The 16,931-nt window shown below is 72.5% G+C and carries 9 protein-coding genes; 3 read left to right on the top strand and 6 right to left on the bottom strand.

The window, feature by feature from the left end:
• Window positions 1-3: 3 nt before the first annotated feature.
• The 3 genes from ACIRR9_RS02990 to ACIRR9_RS02980 form a co-directional block, all read right to left on the bottom strand.
• A complete protein-coding gene (locus ACIRR9_RS02990) occupies window positions 4-3,606 on the bottom strand; it encodes a UvrD-helicase domain-containing protein (protein ID WP_403746922.1) in 3,603 nt (1,200 codons plus the stop codon).
• A gap of 60 nt (window positions 3,607-3,666) precedes the next feature.
• Complete coding sequence (locus ACIRR9_RS02985; protein WP_403746920.1) at window positions 3,667-6,960, bottom strand: ATP-dependent helicase; 3,294 nt, start codon at window positions 6,958-6,960, stop codon at window positions 3,667-3,669.
• Window positions 6,961-7,226: 266 nt separating this feature from the next.
• Complete coding sequence (locus ACIRR9_RS02980; protein WP_403746918.1) at window positions 7,227-7,613, bottom strand: MGMT family protein; 387 nt, start codon at window positions 7,611-7,613, stop codon at window positions 7,227-7,229.
• A gap of 162 nt (window positions 7,614-7,775) precedes the next feature.
• Between ACIRR9_RS02980 and ACIRR9_RS02975 the strand changes: the two genes are divergently transcribed.
• From ACIRR9_RS02975 to ACIRR9_RS02965, 3 genes are all read left to right on the top strand, one after another.
• Window positions 7,776-10,517: a lysylphosphatidylglycerol synthase domain-containing protein gene (locus tag ACIRR9_RS02975; protein WP_403746917.1), complete on the top strand. Its 2,742-nt coding sequence runs from the start codon at window positions 7,776-7,778 to the stop codon at window positions 10,515-10,517.
• 62 nt (window positions 10,518-10,579) lie between these two features.
• The gene (locus ACIRR9_RS02970; RefSeq protein ID WP_403746915.1) at window positions 10,580-12,118 is read left to right on the top strand and encodes an alpha/beta hydrolase; all 1,539 of its coding nucleotides are present in this window, start codon (window positions 10,580-10,582) and stop codon (window positions 12,116-12,118) included.
• A gap of 158 nt (window positions 12,119-12,276) precedes the next feature.
• Window positions 12,277-13,824, top strand: coding sequence for an alpha/beta hydrolase (locus ACIRR9_RS02965; protein WP_403746913.1), 1,548 nt, complete (start codon window positions 12,277-12,279; stop codon window positions 13,822-13,824).
• Between the two features lie 62 nt (window positions 13,825-13,886).
• On the opposite strand, the gene moeZ is transcribed toward ACIRR9_RS02965, so the two are convergent.
• The 3 genes from moeZ to ACIRR9_RS02950 form a co-directional block, all read right to left on the bottom strand.
• Entirely contained in the window at window positions 13,887-15,065 is a 1,179-nt protein-coding gene (gene moeZ / locus ACIRR9_RS02960; RefSeq protein ID WP_123974302.1) for an adenylyltransferase/sulfurtransferase MoeZ, read from the bottom strand.
• 63 nt (window positions 15,066-15,128) lie between these two features.
• Window positions 15,129-15,878 carry a spherulation-specific family 4 protein gene (locus ACIRR9_RS02955; protein WP_403746911.1) on the bottom strand — a complete coding sequence of 250 codons (750 nt, stop codon included), beginning with the start codon at window positions 15,876-15,878 and terminating at the stop codon, window positions 15,129-15,131.
• Entirely contained in the window at window positions 15,866-16,825 is a 960-nt protein-coding gene (locus tag ACIRR9_RS02950; protein WP_123974304.1) for an NAD(P)-dependent oxidoreductase, read from the bottom strand. The genes ACIRR9_RS02955 and ACIRR9_RS02950 overlap by 13 nt, the downstream gene beginning before the upstream one ends.
• Between the last annotated feature and the right edge of the window lie 106 nt (window positions 16,826-16,931).

Here is a 16,931-nt window from a genome sequence, read left to right as displayed (position 1 = left end):
AGCCTATCGGCCCGCGCCGACATCCTCGGCGGGCGGTTCGTCACACTCCGCTTGTCCGACGATCAGCTTTTCCAGGGCCGCCCGGTCGGGCAGCCCTTCGGGGCGCTCGATCTCGCCGGTGCGTACGTGCACGAACGCGACCGTGACCGACTCGGGTGGCACGCCCTGCTGCTCGGCCCAGCCGATCCGGTAGATCGCCAGCTGGAGCGGGTCGGCGAGACGGGTGCGGCTCGTCTTCCAGTCGACGATCTCGTACCTCACCTCGTCGCCGTGCCCGGTCCTGTAGACGGCGTCGATACGGCCCCTGACGACCCGGCCCGCGAGGGCGAGCTGGAAGGGGGCCTCCACGCGATAGGGCGTGCGGTGGGCGTACTCGGTGCGTTCGAAGGCCTCCTTGAGGGCTTCGAGGTCGCGTTCGTCGGCGATCTCGGCGTCACTGCCGGGGAGCTCGTCGGGCTCCAGCATGGGCAGCGTGAGCTCCTCGAAGCGCGCCTCGACCCAGGCGTGGAATCGGGTGCCCCGGCGTGCGGCCGGTTGTGGAGGGCGCGGCATGGGGCGCGCGAGTTCCTGCGCGAGCCCGTCCGGGTCCTCGGCCAGCCGCATCAGCTGGGTGGCGGAGAGCGTCGCCGGCAGGGGCACGTCGGTGACGGCCTGCCGGGCGCGCAGGAGCTCGCCGGTGAGGGCATCGAGGTCACGGTCCCAGGAGGCGATGACGCGGGCCTCCTCGGGGGTGACCCGGGCTTCCGCCGGGGTGACGGGGGCACGCTCGGAGTCCGGCATGCGCGCGTGCCGGGGCTGCGGGGGGCGCGCGTGCTCGGGCTGCGGGGCACGTTCGTGTCCCGGAGCCGGGGCCGGGGCGTCTGCCCGCTCCCGCGCACGCGGGGGCGTGCGCTCGGCGGGCGCGGCCTGGTGCGGGACCGTGGGGCGGTCGGTGCTCCAGGAATCCCATTCGGCCGAGTCCCAGTCGGCCGAGTCCCCGTCCGGGAAGTCGCCCTCGTAGGGGTCGGTCTCCTCGTCCTCGGGCGGCGGGGGCCAGTCGGGGTCCTCGTGGCCGCCCGGGTCGTGCCCGGCCGTCGGATGACCGTCCGCCCCGGCCGTGAGGGCGTCCAGGTGGGCGAGGACGGTCTCGGCGGCCGCGCGGCGGCGCGCCAGGGCGGCCTCGTCCAGGGGCAGCGGCCACACCTGGTCGGCGCTCGCCGTGTGCAGGGCCGGGTTCTCCTCGTCCTCCGCCGGTTCGTCGGCCCAGACCTCGATCTCGCCGTGTCCGGCGGCGCAGTGGTCGTACAGGTCCTGGAGGAAGTCGGAAGGGCCGCGTGGTTTCTTCTGGTTGGGGCCCCACCAGTGGCCGGAGCCGAGGAGGAGGGAGCGGGGGCGGGTGAAGGTGACGTAGCCGAGGCGGAGTTCCTCGGTGTGCTGGTGCTCCTTCATCGCCTCGTGGAAGGCCTTCATGCCCCGCGAGTCCCAGGCCTCCACGTCGGGCAGGGTCTCGCGGTCGCCGCGCAGGGCGTGCGGGAGCACCTTCGCCTGGGCGGTCCACTTCTCGCGCCCCTGGCTGCTCGGGAAGGTGCCCTTGACGAGTCCGGGGACGGCGACGACGTCCCACTCCAGGCCCTTGGACTTGTGAGCGGTGAGCACTTTGACGGTGTTCTCGCCGCCGGGCAGGGCGTTGTCGAGGCCCTTCTCGTACTGGGCGGCGGTGCGCAGGAAGCCGAGGAAGGCGAGCAGGGTGGCCTCCTGGTCGCCGGCCGCGAAGGAGGCGGCGACGTCCAGGAAGTTGGAGAGCGTCTCACGGCGGCGGGCGGCCAGCGCGTGCGGGGACGCGGACAGTTCCACTTCCAGGCCGGTGACCGCGAGGACGCGGTACAGGACGTCCATCAGCGGGTCGGACAGGGCGCGGCGCAGTTCGCGCAGTTCGGTGGCGAGGCGGGCGAAACGCACGCGCGCGTCCGGCGAGAACGGCAGTCCGTCGTCCTGCTGCCCGGACTGCTCGGTGCCGAGCGGCAGCTCCAGGAACGTGTCCAGGGCGTCCGCGAGCGATATCACCTCGGCGGGGTCGACGCCCTGGACGGCCTCGGCGAGCCGGCGGTCCGGGTCGTCGGCGTCGCCCACGCGCGCGTGCGTCACGAGCAGCCGGGCGCGGCGGCCGAGGAGGGCGAGGTCGCGGGGGCCGATGCGCCAGCGCGGGCCGGTCAGCAGCCGGACCAGGGAGGCGTTGGCCCCGGGGTCCTGGAGCACCTCGCAGACGGCGACGAGGTCGGCCACCTCGGGAAGGTGCAGCAGTCCGGAGAGGCCGACCACCTCGACGGGGACGTCGCGGGCGACGAGGGCGCCCTGGATCTCGGCGAAGTCGGTCGCCGTACGGCACAGGACCGCGATCTCGCCGGGCGCGGTGCCGGTGCGGACGAGGTGGGCGACGGAGTCGGCGATCCAGTCCATCTCCTCGGCGTGGGTGTGCAGCAGGGCGCAGCGGACCGTGCCGTCCCGCTCGGCACCCGGGGCGGGGCGCAGGGCCTCCACGCCCGCGTGCATGGCGCGCAGCGGCTCGGCGAGGCCGTTGGCGAGGTCGAGGAGGCGGCCGCCGCTGCGGCGGTTCTCGCTGAGCGCCCGGCGGGTGGCGGGGCTGCCGTCGGCGTGTGCGAAGTGCTCGGGGAAGTCGTCGAGGTTGGCGACGGAGGCGCCGCGCCAGCCGTAGATGGCCTGGCAGGGGTCGCCGACCGCGGTCACGGGGTGGCCGGTGCCACCGCCGAACAGGCCCGCCAGAAGTACCCGCTGGGCGACCGAGGTGTCCTGGTACTCGTCGAGGAGTACGACGCGGAACTCGTCGCGCAGCAGCCGGCCCACCTCGGGGATGCCGGCCAGCGACGCGGACAGCGCGATCTGGTCGCCGAAGTCGAGCAGGTCACGTTCTCGTTTGGCGGCCCGGTAGCGCAGGACGAGCCCGGCCAGTTCGCGGCGTGCGGCCGCGGTCTCGGGCACCTTGCGCAGGTCGGCGTTGCTCAGCTTGGCGCCCGCCAGGGTGTTCAGCAGCCCGGCGTCCCAGGTGCGCAGGTCCTCGGGGCGTACGAGGTGCTCGGCGAGCTCGGAGTCCAGGGTGAGCAGGTCGCTGACCAGGTCGGCGAAGGAGCGGGTCAGGGCCGGGTAGGGGCCGGGCGCCTCGCGCAGCACGCGTGCGGCGAGCTGGTAGCGGGTGGCGTCGGCGAGCAGCCGGGAGGTCGGCTCCAGGCCGATGCGCAGACCGTGGTCGGTCAGCAGCCGACCCGCGAAGGCGTGGTACGTCGAGATGACCGGTTCGCCGGGCGGGTTGTCCGGGTCGATGGCGTCGGGGTCGGTGACGCCCGCTTTGACGAGCGCCTTGCGGACGCGCTCGGCGAGCTCACCGGCCGCCTTGTTGGTGAAGGTGAGGCCCAGGACCTGTTCCGGGGCGACCTGTCCGGTGCCGACCAGCCAGACCACGCGCGCCGCCATCACCGTCGTCTTGCCCGACCCGGCTCCGGCCACGATCACCTGCGGGGCGGGCGGCGCGGTGATGCAGGCCGTCTGCTCCGGGGTGAACGGGATGCCGAGGAGCTCCTTGAGCTGCTCGGGGTCGGTGATGAGGGCGGACATGAGGAAAGAGGCTAGCGGCGGGCACTGACAATCGGGACACGGCCAATCGGGAGACGGCGCTCACTCCACCACGTGCCGCCCCTCGGGCCGCGCACTGCACGAGGCGCGGAAAGCGCAGTGCGTGCAGTGCTGGCCGGTGGTCGGGGTGAAGCGTTCGTCGAGGACCTTTCCGGCGGCGGTGGCCAGCAGGTCACCGACCCACTCCCCCTCCAGCGGCTCCTGTGCCTGCACCTTGGGCAGGGTCTCGCCGCCGTCGCGCTGGGCCGCGCCCTGTCTGAGGTGGACCAGTTCGGCGCCGCCGGGCTCGGGGCGTGCGCCGTCGAAGGCCTCGTCGACGGCGCCCTCGCGGACGGCGAGCTGGTAGACGGCGAGCTGCGGGTGGCGGGCCACCTCGGCCGCGCTGGGAGCCTGCTTGCCGGTCTTGAAGTCGACGACGTAGGCGCGGCCCTCGCCGTCCGTCTCGACGCGGTCCATCTGGCCGCGGATGCGCACCTCGTAGTCGCCCGCTCCGAGGGTGACGTCGAAGTCCTGCTCGCTGGCCACGGGCGTGCGTTCGGTGCGGTCCAGGACGTGCCACTTCAGGAAGCGTTCGAGCGCCACGCGCGCGTTGTCCTTCTCCTGCGCCGACTTCCAGGGGGCGTCGAAGGCGAGCGCGTTCCACACCGACTCCAGGCGCTCCATGAGGACGGCGAGGTCGGCGGGGGTGCGTCCGGAGGCGACCTCGTCGGCGAGGACGTGCACGACGTTGCCGAAGCCCTGGGCGGTGGTGGCGGGGGCGTCGGCCTTCACCTCGCGGCCCAGGAACCACTGCAGGCTGCAGGTGTTGGCGAGCTGGTCGAGGGCGCTGCCGGAGAGCACGACGGGCTGGTCGCGGTCGCGCAGCGGCACCTTGCTCTCGGTCGGTTCGAACATGCCCCACCAGCGGTAGGGGTGGGCGGACGGCACCAGGGGGCGGCCGTCCTCGTCGGCGAGCGCGGCCAGCCGGGCCAGGCGACGGGCGGCCGCCTCCCGGAGGACGTCGGACGCGCGCGGGTCGACCGTGGTCGCGCGCAGCTCGGCGACCAGGGCGGCCACGGAGAGCGGTCGGCGGGGACGTCCGGTGATGTCCTGGGGCTCGACGCCCAGCTCGGTGAGGAAGCGGGAGGGCTGGTCACCGTCGTCCGCGGGCGCCTTCACCGCGGTGACGACGAGGCGTTCACGCGCGCGCGTGGCGGCGACGTAGAACAGGCGGCGTTCCTCGGCGAGGAGCGCGCCCGGGGTGAGCGGTTCGGCGAGTCCGTCGCGGCCGATGCGGTCGGCCTCCAGGAGTGAGCCGCGGCGGCGCAGGTCGGGCCAGAGTCCCTCCTGGACGCCGGCGACGACGACCAGACGCCACTCCAGGCCCTTGGCACGGTGCGCGGTCATCAGGCGCACGGCGTCCGGGCGTACCGCGCGGCCGGCGAGGGTGTCGGCGGCGATGTCCTCGGCCTCGATCTCCGCCAGGAAGTTCAGAGCGCCCCGGCCGCCGCCGCGCTCCTCCGCGCGGGCGGCGGTGGCGAACAGCGCGCACACGGCGTCCAGGTCGCGGTCGGCGTTGCGGCCGGCCGCGCCGCCGCGCCGGGCGGTGCGCTCCAGGCGTGAGGGCCAGGGTGTGCCGTTCCACAGGTCCCACAGCGCCTCCTCCGCCGTACCGCCGCCCGCCAGGCGCTCCCTGGCCTTCCTGAGCAGCGCGCCGAGCCGCTGGGCCCCGCGCGCGTAGCCGGGGTCGTGGACGGCCAGGCGCTCGGGCTCGGCGAGCGCCCGCGCGAGCAGTTCGTCCGAGGGCGGCGGGAGCGCGTTTCCGGCCGCGCGCTCCTCGTCGCGCAGGGCGCGGCCGAGGCGGCGCAGGTCGGCCGCGTCCATGCCGGCGAGCGGGGAGGTGAGCAGGGTGAGGGCGGTCTCGGTGTCGAGCAGGCAGGCACCCTCTGCCGGATCCTGCGCGGCTTCCGCCTCCGCCACCGCCCGGAGCGCCGTCAGCAGGGGTGCCACCGCCGGTTCATGGCGCAGCGGCAGGTCGTCGCCGTCGATGTCCAGGGGTACGCCGGCCGCGGTGAGGGCGCGGCGGACGGCCGGGATGGTGTGTGACCCGGCACGCACCAGGACGGCCATGTCGCTCCAGCGGACGCCGTCCTCCAGGTGCGCGCGCCGCAGGATGTCGGCGATGTTGTCGAGCTCGGTGCCGGACGTCGGGTACGTGTAGACCTCGACGCCGCCCCCGTCCCGTGCCGCGGTCAGTTCCCGGTGGGCGCGCACCTTGTCGGCGGGCAGCCGGGTCAGCGGCATCCGCCGGGTGAGCAGGCGGGTCGCGGCCAGCAGGCCGGCGCCGGCCCGGCGGGACGTGCGCAGCACCTCCACCGGGGCGGGACGGCCGTCCACGCGTGCGAAGGCCGACGGGAACTCCAGGATGCCGTTCACGTCGGCGCCCCTGAACGTGTAGATCGACTGGTCCGGGTCGCCGAACGCGACCAGGGTGCGGCCGCCGCCGGCCAGGGCGTGCAGCAGGCGCACCTGGGCCGGGTCGGTGTCCTGGTACTCGTCGACGTAGACGGCGTCGTAGCGGCCGGCGAGGTCCAGGGCGACCTCGGGACGCTGGGCGAGCAGCACCGCACGGTGGACGAGTTCGGCGTAGTCGAGGACGCCCTGGAGGTCGAGGACGTCGAGGTACTCGGCGAGGAACGCGGCCGCGGCCCGCCAGTCGGGGCGGCCGATACGGCGGGCGAAGGCGTCCAGGGCGGCCGGGTCAAGGCCCAGTTCGCGGCTGCGGGCGAGGACCGCGCGGACCTCGTCGGCGAAGCCCCGGGTGGTCAGGCAGGCGCGCAGTTCGTCCGGCCAGCGCACATGGTTCAGCCCGAGCCGCTCCAGGTCGGGCTGGCCGGCCAGCAGGTCACGGACGGCGACGTCCTGCTCGGGGCCGGACAGCAGCCGCAGCGGGTCCGCGAACAGGCCGCTGTCCTGGTGGGCACGGACCAGGGCGTAGCAGTACGAGTGGAAGGTGGTCGCCCGGGGCGCGCGGGCCGCCCCCACGCGCAGGGCCATACGGTCGCGGAGTTCGACGGCGGCCTTGCGGCTGAACGTCAGCACCAGGATCCGCTCGGGGTCCCCGCCCCGGGCGATCCGCGCGGCCACGGACTCGACCAGGGTGGTGGTCTTCCCGGTGCCCGGACCCGCGAGGACGAGCAGCGGCCCCGGCCCGTGGTCAACCACGGCGCGCTGTGCGGCGTCAAGACGAGGGGGATCCGCATCGGCCGGCGGGGTACGGACCAGTCGGTAAGCGCCACGGCTCCCCTGTCGCACCTGGAGGTGCGACAGGCGCCTGGTGGAGGAAGAGGAGCTCACGTGGTTCGCCGGTCCTGGTGGGTGTGCTGGTTGACTCGCGGTCGCGCGTGCGCAGCGGTGGCCGCGGGGTGAGCGGGACACGTGCAGCCGACGCTACGCCGACGAACCGGGCGGAAGCAGAGCTTCCGCTTGTTCCCGTCCGCCTCGGGCGGCACTCGTGGCACACGCGCCCCGCATCTCACGAACGTACGTCATGCCACGGACGTCCCGTGTGTCCCTCGTACGGGCCATGGGTTCCCCTCGGGGGCCTCCGATGGCGGAAGCTGTCAGGTGTGAGCCTCCGTGTCCGCGCCGCCGTCCCACCGCGCCCGCTTCATGTCGAGCCGCGGCAGATGGCCCTCCGCGGCCCTGCTCGCCTCCTTCAGCGGGGTGCCCTCGGCGCGGTAGTGGTCCAGGGCACCCAGTTCGTGCCCCGGGAGCAGCACCCCGTCGGAGCGCACCACACGCCACCACGGGACGGCACCGCCGTAGAGGGACATCACACGCCCGACCTGGCGCGGCCCTCCCTGCTCAAGCCACTCCGCGACGTCGCCGTACGTCATCACACGTCCGGGCGGGATCCGCTCCGCGACCTCCAGGACCCGCTCGGCGTACTCGGGCAGTTCGTCCGGGTACCCCTCCCGGATGTCCTCGGGAAGGCTCTGCTCGCTCATTCGCCCCATCCTGCCGCACCCCACCGACAACCGGCGCGGTGCGCGTCAGGCCTCCGTCTCGCCCTCGGGCGGCGCTTCGGGCAGACTGTGCGCCCCCGCATTCTGCACCCTGATGCCCTCGTGTGTCGGTGGAGCATGCCACCATCGTGCGGGCGGTGACTGGTGATACGAGATCAAGAAGAGACGACCAAGCAGCAGGGCGTGCACCCCGACGGCGCGGCGGGCACCTCTGACGCCGCCGCACGCCCGGACGACACGCCCCCCGGCTCCGTGGAGCCGGACACCGCCGCCGGATCCGACGTCTCCGAGGCGGAACACGTGCCGGACGACGAGATGCACACCGACGAGGTGGAGGGCGACGAACCGCTGCTCCCCGCGCGCGTGCACCGTCCGTCCGACCTCATGCGGCTCCTGGTCGGCGTGCTCGCCATCGCCGTGCTGCTCGGGATCGCCGCGTTCGCGCACGGCACCACCTCGGGGCTGGAACAGGACATCAACAAGGGCACAGGGCAGGCACCCGACCTGCTCATCAGGTTCGCGGGGCTGGCCTCCAGCATCGCGATCCTGCTGGTGCCGGTCGCGTTCGCCATCGAGCGGCTGATCAAGCGGGACGGGCTGCGGATCGCCGACGGCGTGCTCGCCGCCGTCCTCGCACACGGCGTGACCCTCGCCACGGACCTGTGGGTGGCCCGGGCCGCCCCGGGCTCGATCCAGGAGGCGCTCACCCAGCCCTCCCCCGGTGACATCCACGCCCTCACCGACCCGGTGCACGGCTATCTCGCGCCCGTCATCGCCTATATGACCGCCGTCGGCATGTCACGGCGGCCCAGATGGCGCTCGGTGCTGTGGATCGTGCTGATGCTCGACGCGTTCTCCATGCTGGTCACCGGCTACACGACGCCGTTCTCGATCATCCTCACCGTGCTGATCGGCTGGACCGTCGCCTACGGCACGCTGTACGCGGTCGGCTCGCCGAACGTCCGCCCCACCGGGCGGACCCTGCTGGCGGGCCTGCGGCACGTCGGCTTCCACCCGGTCGGCGCGGCCCGCGAGGAGGTCCTGGACTCCGAGAACGGCGACCGGGGCCGGCGCTACTTCGTCACCCTTGAGGACGGCCCGCCACTGGACGTGACGGTCGTCGACCGGGAACAGCAGGCCCAGGGCTTCTTCTACCGTGCGTGGCGCAACCTGACCCTGCGCGGCTTCGCCACCCGCTCCAGCCTCCAGTCGCTGCGCCAGGCCCTGGAACAGGAGGCGCTGCTGGCGTACGCGGCGATCGCGGCCGGCGCCAACGCGCCCAAGCTGATCGCCACCTCCGAGCTGGGCCCCGACGCGGTGATGCTCGTCTACGAGCACACCGGCGGCCGTACGCTCGACTCGCTGGCCGCCGAGGAGATCACCGACGAACTGCTGCGCAGCACCTGGCACCAGGTGCAGGCGCTGCAGTCACGCCGGATCGCGCACCGCAGGCTGGCGGGTGACGCCATCGTGGTGGATCGTTCCGGCAAGGTGATCCTCACCGACCTGCGCGGCGGCGAGATCGCGGCCGGCGAGCTGCTGCTGCGCATGGACGTCGCCCAGCTGGTCACCACGCTCGGCCTGCGGGTGGGTGCCGAACGGGCGGTGGCCTCGGCGGTCGGTGTCCTCGGTCCCGACGCCGTCGCCGACTGTCTGCCGATGCTCCAGCCGATCGCGCTCACCCGCTCCACGCGCGCGACGCTGCGAAGACTGGCCAGAGAACGCGCCGAGCGCGAGCGCGACGCGGTCCTGGAGGCGTCCCGGCAGGTCAAGCAGGCCCGCGCGGAGGAGGCCGAGAAACCCGACAAGAAGACGGTGCGGGCCGAGCAGCGGGCCGAGAAGCGGGCCCTGGACGAAGCGCTGGAAGAGGCCCGCGAGGAGGACCTGCTCACCCAGATCCGGCACCAGGTGCTGCGGATCAGACCGCAGGCACCCGTCGAACCGGCCCGTCTGGAGCGGGTGCGGCCACGCACGCTGCTCAGCTTCATGGCCGGGGCGATCGGCGCGTACTACCTGCTCACGCAGCTCACCCACATCGAGTTCGGCACCCTGTTCGCGCAGGCCCAGTGGGGCTGGGTGCTCGCCGCGGTGGCGTTCTCGGCGCTCAGCTACGTCGCGGCCGCGATGGCTCTGCTCGGGTTCGTGCCGGAGCGGGTGCCGTTCGTGCGGACGGTGGCGGCGCAGGTCGCCGGCTCCTTCGTGAAGATCGTGGCACCGGCTGCCGTCGGCGGTGTCGCCCTCAACACGCGCTTCCTGCAGCGCGCCAGAGTGCGCCCCGGTCTCGCGGTGGCCAGCGTAGGCGCCTCGCAGCTGTTCGGGCTCGGCTGCCACATCCTGATGCTGCTGTCCTTCGGCTATCTCACCGGCACCGAGAAGACGCCTTCGCTGTCCCCGTCCCGCACCGTCATCGCGGGCCTGCTGACCGTCGCCGTGCTGGTCCTCGTGGTGACCTCGGTGCCGTTCCTGCGGAAATTCGTCTCCACACGCGTGCGGTCGCTTTTCGCGGGTGTCGTGCCGCGCATGCTGGACGTGCTCCAGCGGCCGCAGAAGCTCGTCACCGGTATCGGCGGCATGCTGCTGCTGACCGCCTGCTTCGTGATGTGCCTGGACGCCTCCATCCGCGCGTTCGGCGACCAGTCGACCTCGCTCAGCATCGCCAGCGTCGCCGTCGTCTTCCTCGCCGGAAACGCGCTCGGCTCCGCGGCGCCCACCCCGGGCGGTGTCGGTGCGGTCGAGGCGACCCTGACGGTCGGCCTGATCGCCGTGGGCCTCCCCAAGGAGGTCGCGGCACCCGCCGTGCTGCTGTACCGGCTGCTCACGCTGTGGCTGCCGGTCCTGCCGGGCTGGCTGGCCTTCAACCACCTCACGCGCAAGGGCGCGCTCTAGGGGCGTACCTCGTACGGCTCGTGCCCCGCGCGCGTGGCCGTGGGCGACCCCAGGATGGGAGCATGCCGAACCCCTTCCGGATCCGCGCCGCCATGACCACTGCCCTGGTGCTGTCCTCCCTGCTGACCGGGTGCAGCGACGGTTCCAAGGACGGGGATCTGACGGCCCAGACACTGAACTGGAAGAGCTGTCCGGCGCCCGACGAGGCCGAGGGCGGCGGTGACTCCCCGTCGCCCCTGCCCGGTGGCGGCACCTGGCAGTGCGCCACCATGAAGGCGCCCCTCGACTGGGCGAACCCGAAGGGCCCCACCATCGGTCTCGCGCTGATCCGCGCCAAGGCCAGCGGCGATCCGAGCAGACGGATCGGCTCCCTGATCTTCAACTTCGGCGGGCCCGGCGGCAGCGGCGTCACCACACTCCCCGCGTTCGGCGAGGACTACGCGGCCCTGCGCACCCGTTACGACCTCGTCAGCTTCGACCCGCGCGGAGTCGGCCGCAGCGACCCCGTCGAGTGCCTGAGCGACGCCCAGCTCGACGACTACTTCCAGCAGGACGCGACACCGGACACCGACGCCGAGCGAACCGCACTGATCAACCGCACCAAGCAGTTCAACGCCGCCTGCGAGAAGAACTCCAGGACGATCCTGCCGCACGTACCCACCACCGACGCCGCCCGCGACATCGACCTGATGCGCCAGGTCCTCGGCGACAGGCAGCTGCACTACTTCGGCATCTCCTACGGCACCGAACTCGGCGGCGTCTACGCCCACCTGTTCCCGAAGAACGTGGGCCGGGCCGTCTTCGACGCCGTGGTCGACCCCACCCAGAACCCCGAGCAGAGCTCGCTGGGCCAGGCCAAGGGCTTCCAGCTCGCACTCGACAACTTCGCCGAGGACTGCACCTCGAAGACGACGGAGTGCCCGATCGGCGACACCCCGCAGGACGTGAAGGACCGTATCGCCAAGCTCCTGACGAACCTGGACGGCAAACCGATCCCCGGCATCCTCCCCCGCCAGCTGACCCAGACCGCCGCTACCAACGGCATCGCCCAGTCCCTGTACTCCAAGGACTTCTGGGAGTACCTCACCGAGGGCCTGGAGGAGGCGTACGACGGCGACGGGAAGATCCTGATGCTGCTGTCCGACTCGATGAACGGCCGCAACCAGAACGGCGAGTACAGCAACATCACCGCGGCGAACATCGCCATCAACTGCGCCGACCAGAAACCGCGCTACACCGCCGACTTCGTCCAGCAGCGACTGCCCGAGTTCCGCGCCGCCTCCCCGCTGTTCGGCGACTACCTCGCCTGGGGCATGGTCAGCTGCACGAACTGGGCGGTGCCGGGCGCCGCCGACCATCCCGACGTCAGCGCGCCCGGGTCGGCGCCGATCCTGGTCGTGGGCAACACGGGGGATCCGGCCACACCGTACGAGGGTGCGAGGAAGATGGTGGAGGCGCTGGGGAAGGGCGTCGGGGTGGAGCTGACGTACAAGGGGCAGGGCCACGGGGCGTACGACAGCAAGAACAAGTGCGTGCAGGGTGCGGTGAACGGCTATCTGCTGGAGGGGACGGTGCCGGCGGCCGGGAAGGTCTGTGCGTAAGGGGCGCGCAACAGCCCCGCGCCCCCATCAGGGCTCTGCAGAACCGCAGGTCAGACGGTTATCCACAGGCTGAAACGGCATTCGCTCGATCCGCCTACTATGGCCTGACCGCTTTCCGCGACGAACCCGTGGAGAGCCTGTGTGGGGGGTGTGCGCGCATGTTGCGATGTGTACGGTGGGCGGCCGTTGTTGCCGCCGGGCTGCTGGTGGCCGGGTGCAGTGGCGGGTCCTCGGGCGAGGGCGGGGATGAGGGGAAGGCACGGTCCGGACAACCGTCACCCTCTTCCGTCGCCTCTGCCGCCCTGCCCGCTTCCCTCACCTCCCAGAAGCTCGACTGGGGCCGCTGCAAGGCCACTTCCGACTCCGCCGCACCCGGCGACGACTGGCGGTGCGCGACGCTCAAGGTGCCGTTGGACTGGGCGAAGCCGGACGGTGCGACGATCGGGCTGGCGCTGATCCGGGCGAAGGCGAGCGGGGGTTCGGGGAAGCGGATCGGCTCGTTGGTGTTCAACTTCGGCGGTCCGGGCGGCTCCGGCGTCTCGACGATGCCGTACTACGCCTCCACCGTCTCCGCACTGCGCGCGCGGTACGACCTGGTGAGCTGGGATCCGCGCGGGGTCGGCGCCAGTGAGGGGATCCGCTGTCGCAGCGACAAGGACATCCAGTCCGCCGAGTCGATCGACGCGACGCCGGACACCCCCGCGGAGGAGACGGCGTACTTCCAGGACGCCGCGGACTTCGGCAAGGGGTGCGAGAAAGCCGCCGGCACGCTGATCGCGCATGTCTCGACGACCGACACGGCCCGCGACATGGATCTGATGCGTCAGGTCCTCGGGGACACGAAGATGCACTACTTCGGCATCTCCTACGGCACCGAACTCGGCGGCGTCTACGCCCACCTGTTCCCGAAGAAGGTGGGGCGGCTCATCCTGGACGCGGTGGTGGACCCGACGGCCGACTCGGTCGGCCAGGAGAAGAACCAGGCCGCCGGCTTCCAGCGGGCCCTGGACGACTACCTCAAGTCCACCGGCCAGGACCCGGACCAGGGTTCCCGGAAGATCGCCGGTCTGCTGAAGAGGCTGGACGCCACGCCGCTGCCCACGTCCTCCGGGCGGAAGCTGACCCAGAGCCTCGCGGTCACCGGCATCGTGCTGCCGCTGTACAGCCAGGACAGCTGGCCGACGCTGACCAGCGCGCTCAAGGCGGCCGAGGAGGGCGACGGCTCGGAGCTGCTGTCGCTCGCGGACCAGTACAACGAGCGGGACTCCTCGGGGCACTACGGCACGACCACGCACTCCCAACGGGTCATATCGTGCCTGGACGACAAGGAGCGGCCGACGCTCGCCGAGACGAGGAAGCGGCTGGCGGCATTCGAGAAGATCTCGCCCGTCTTCGGGGACTTCCTGGGCTGGGACTCGGCCGGCTGGTGCCACGACTGGCCGGTGGCGGGGCAGTGGGACACACCGGAGGTGAGCGCACCGGGCGCGGCACCGATCCTGCTGGTCGGCAACACCGGCGACCCGGCCACCCCGTACGAGGGCGCTCGGAGGATGGCCGACGAGCTGGGCAGGGGCGTCGGAGTGGAGCTGACCTGGAAGGGCGAGGGCCACGGCGCGTACGGCAGCGGGAGCGACTGCGTGGACTCCACGGTGAACGCCTATCTGCTGAGCGGCTCGGTCCCGAAGGACGGCAAGGTCTGCTCATGACGAAGGCGGGGGCCCCGGGCACCTGTCGTGCCCGAGGCCCCCGCCCACCGCGGAGCCTGTGCTCAGTAGACCGGCTTCGACGGCTCGATCTGGTTGACCCAGCCGATGACGCCGCCGCCGACGTGGACGGCGTCCGCGAAGCCCGCGGACTTCAGAACCGCGAGGACCTCCGCACTGCGGACACCCGTCTTACAGTGCAGGACGATCTTCTTGTCCTGCGGCAGGCCCTCCAGGGCGGTGCCGAGGAGGAACTCGTTCTTCGGGATCAGCTTGGCGCCCGGGATGGAGACGATCTCGTACTCGTTCGGCTCGCGGACGTCGATGATCTCGATGTTCTCGCCGTCGTCGATCCACTCCTTGAGCTGCTTGGGAGTGATCGTCGAGCCGGCGGCCGCCTGCTGGGCCTCCTCGGAGACGACGCCGCAGAAGGCCTCGTAGTCGATGAGCTCGGTGACGGTCGGGTTCTCGCCGCAGACCGCGCAGTTCGGGTCCTTGCGGACCTTGACCTGGCGGTACTGCATCTCCAGGGCGTCGTAGATCATCAGACGGCCGACGAGGGGCTCACCGGTGCCGGTGAGGACCTTGATGGCCTCGGTGACCTGGATGGAGCCGATGGACGCGCACAGCACGCCCAGGACGCCGCCCTCGGCGCAGGAGGGGACCATGCCCGGCGGCGGGGGCTCCGGGTAGAGGCAGCGGTAGCAGGGACCGTACTCGGACCAGAAGACCGAGGCCTGGCCGTCGAAGCGGTAGATCGAGCCCCAGACGTACGGCTTGTTCAGCAGCACGCAGGCGTCGTTGACCAGGTAGCGGGTGGCGAAGTTGTCCGTGCCGTCGACGATCAGGTCGTACTGGCTGAAGATGTCCATCACGTTCTCGGCCTCGAGCCGCTCTTCGTGGAGGATCACGTTCACGTACGGGTTGATGCCGAGGACGGAGTCACGGGCGGACTCGGCCTTGGAGCGGCCGATGTCGGCCTGGCTGTGGATGATCTGGCGCTGCAGGTTCGACTCGTCGACCTCGTCGAACTCCACGATGCCGAGGGTGCCGACGCCCGCGGCAGCCAGGTACATCAGCGCCGGCGAGCCCAGGCCGCCGGCGCCCACACAGAGCACCTTGGCGTTCTTCAGCCGCTTCTGCCCGTCCATCCCGACGTCAGGGATGATCAGGTGGCGGGAGTACCTGCGGACCTCGTCTACGGTGAGCTCAGAGGCTGGCTCGACCAGGGGTGGCAGCGACACGGGGACTCCGTTGATCGGTCAATCACTACAGTTGTTCTCCCTGTAACACTGCCACGGCCATCTTCATTCCGAGACACCCGTCCCGACCCGCGAGACGATGTCGTCCCAGTAGCCGGGCATCGTCTCCCAGGGGTCGACGCGACCGCCGCGGTCCGTGCGGTCGGTGAAGTAGATCGTGGCCGCGCCCTGCCAGCGTGCGATCCGCAGCGCCTCGTCGAGGTGGCCGCGGGGCACGCTGTGCACGAAGTGGCAGAAGCGGTCGGGCGGGTAGTCGGCGGTCCACTCGGCCACCTGGGACCAGCGGTAGTCGCTCCAGGGGCCCGCGAAGGTCACCAGCTGGTCGGCGTTCTCGGCGTATCCCGGGTGGGGGTGGGTACCGTGGCCGAGGACCACGTGGGGCTCGTCGCCCACGGTGCGCACCGCGGCGACGGTGCGGCGGACCCCGGGGAGCGTGGTGCGGTCGGTGGGGCAGCGGTCCAGCAGGAAGCCGTCGACACGGTACCAGTCGTGGTAGCGGTGGGCGTCGGTGATCAGGTCACCGTGGGGCCGGGCGCCGTAGGCGGTGTCCAGGCGGCCCAGGACGCGGACGCCCGCGTTGCGGAGCCGGCCGGCCGCCTCCAGGCAGTGCGGGTCGGGGCGGCTGCCGGGGCCGCCCGCGACATCGAGGGCGACCCAGTGCAGGGGTATGCCGGGGCGGGTGAGTTCGGCCCACTGTGCGGGGGCGAGGAGGGGGTGGGCGTAGCCGGGGATGCCGAAGGCGGTGCGGACGCCGGTGGTCGCGGCACCCGCCCTGGTACTGGTCAGATGCGGCATGCCGCCTCCATCCAGATGTCCGCCAGGGACTCCTCGAGGTTGATGCGGGGCCGCCAGCCGAGCCGGTCACGGGCGCAGCGCACATCGGCCTGCTGCCAGCTTCCGCAGCCGTCCGGGTACGGGTACGCGACCGGGGCCGCGTGGTCGGAGTCGAGGCGGGGGTGGCCGATGGGGCTGCGGAGCGGGCCGGGCGGGCCGTCGAGTTCGTGCAGGGCGCCGCCGTACCCGGCGACACGGGCGAGGACGGCGGCGGCGTCGCGGAGGCGGACGGCGCGGCCGGAGCCGATGTTGATGACGCCCTGGGCGGCGGAGAGCGAGGCCGCGTGGACGGCGCGGGCGACGTCGCGTACGTCGACGAAGTCGCGCTGGACGCCGAGGCCGCCGAGCTTGAGTTCGCCGTCGCCGGACTGCATGGCGCGGCGCATGGCCTCGGCGAGGCGGCCGAGCGGGGAACCGGCCGGGGTACCGGGACCGGCGGGCGAGAAGACGCGCAGGACGACGGCGTCCAGGCCGGAGCCGAGGACGAGTTCGGTGGCGGCGAGCTTGCTGACGCCGTACGGGCCGCCGGGGCGCGGTACGGCGTCCTCGGCCGTGGAGGAGCCGGGCTGGCTCGGGCCGTACTCGGCGCTGCAGCCGATCTGCACCAGGCGGGCCCCGCAGCCGCTGCGGCGCAGTGCCTCGCAGATGGTGGCGACGGCGACGGTGTTGTGCCGGGTGAGTTCCCGGGCTCCGCCGCGGGTGGCGCCGGCACAGTTCACGATGACGCCCGGGTGGACGGCGTCGAGGAAGCGGGTGAGCGCGCCGGGGCTGCCGGTGGCGAGGTCGAAGCGGACGTCGGCGTCGTCGCCGCGGCCGAGCGCGGTGAGCTGGACGGCCGGGTCGGCGAGCAGCCGGTCGGCGACGAAGCGGCCGAGGTATCCGTTGGCTCCGATCAGCAGAACCCTCATCGTGCGGCTCCCGGGGTGTGCGCTCCGGCGACTCCGGTGGTTCCGGACGCTCCGGGTCCGGGTCGGGAGGTGGTCATCTGGCGGTCTCCTTCTAGGGGTGTCCGGT

It is taken from the genome of Streptomyces sp. NPDC101234 (assembly GCF_044767525.1).
Classification (GTDB): Bacteria; Actinomycetota; Actinomycetes; order Streptomycetales; family Streptomycetaceae; genus Streptomyces; species Streptomyces sasae.
The sequence above is the reverse complement of the archived record's forward strand: the minus strand, read 5'-3'. Positions and strand labels throughout refer to the sequence as shown.

Bases quoted from the DNA above. Each gene is read 5' to 3' on its own strand.
- ACIRR9_RS02990 (WP_403746922.1), bottom strand. From the start codon at position 3,606: ATGTCCGCCCTCATCACCGACCCCGAGCAGCTCAAGGAGCTCCTCGGC.
- ACIRR9_RS02980 (WP_403746918.1), bottom strand. From the start codon at position 7,613: ATGAGCGAGCAGAGCCTTCCCGAGGACATCCGGGAGGGGTACCCGGAC.
- ACIRR9_RS02970 (WP_403746915.1), top strand. From the start codon at position 10,580: ATGCCGAACCCCTTCCGGATCCGCGCCGCCATGACCACTGCCCTGGTG.
- ACIRR9_RS02965 (WP_403746913.1), top strand. From the start codon at position 12,277: ATGTTGCGATGTGTACGGTGGGCGGCCGTTGTTGCCGCCGGGCTGCTG.
- ACIRR9_RS02955 (WP_403746911.1), bottom strand. From the start codon at position 15,878: ATGCCGCATCTGACCAGTACCAGGGCGGGTGCCGCGACCACCGGCGTC.
- ACIRR9_RS02950 (WP_123974304.1), bottom strand. From the start codon at position 16,825: ATGAGGGTTCTGCTGATCGGAGCCAACGGATACCTCGGCCGCTTCGTC.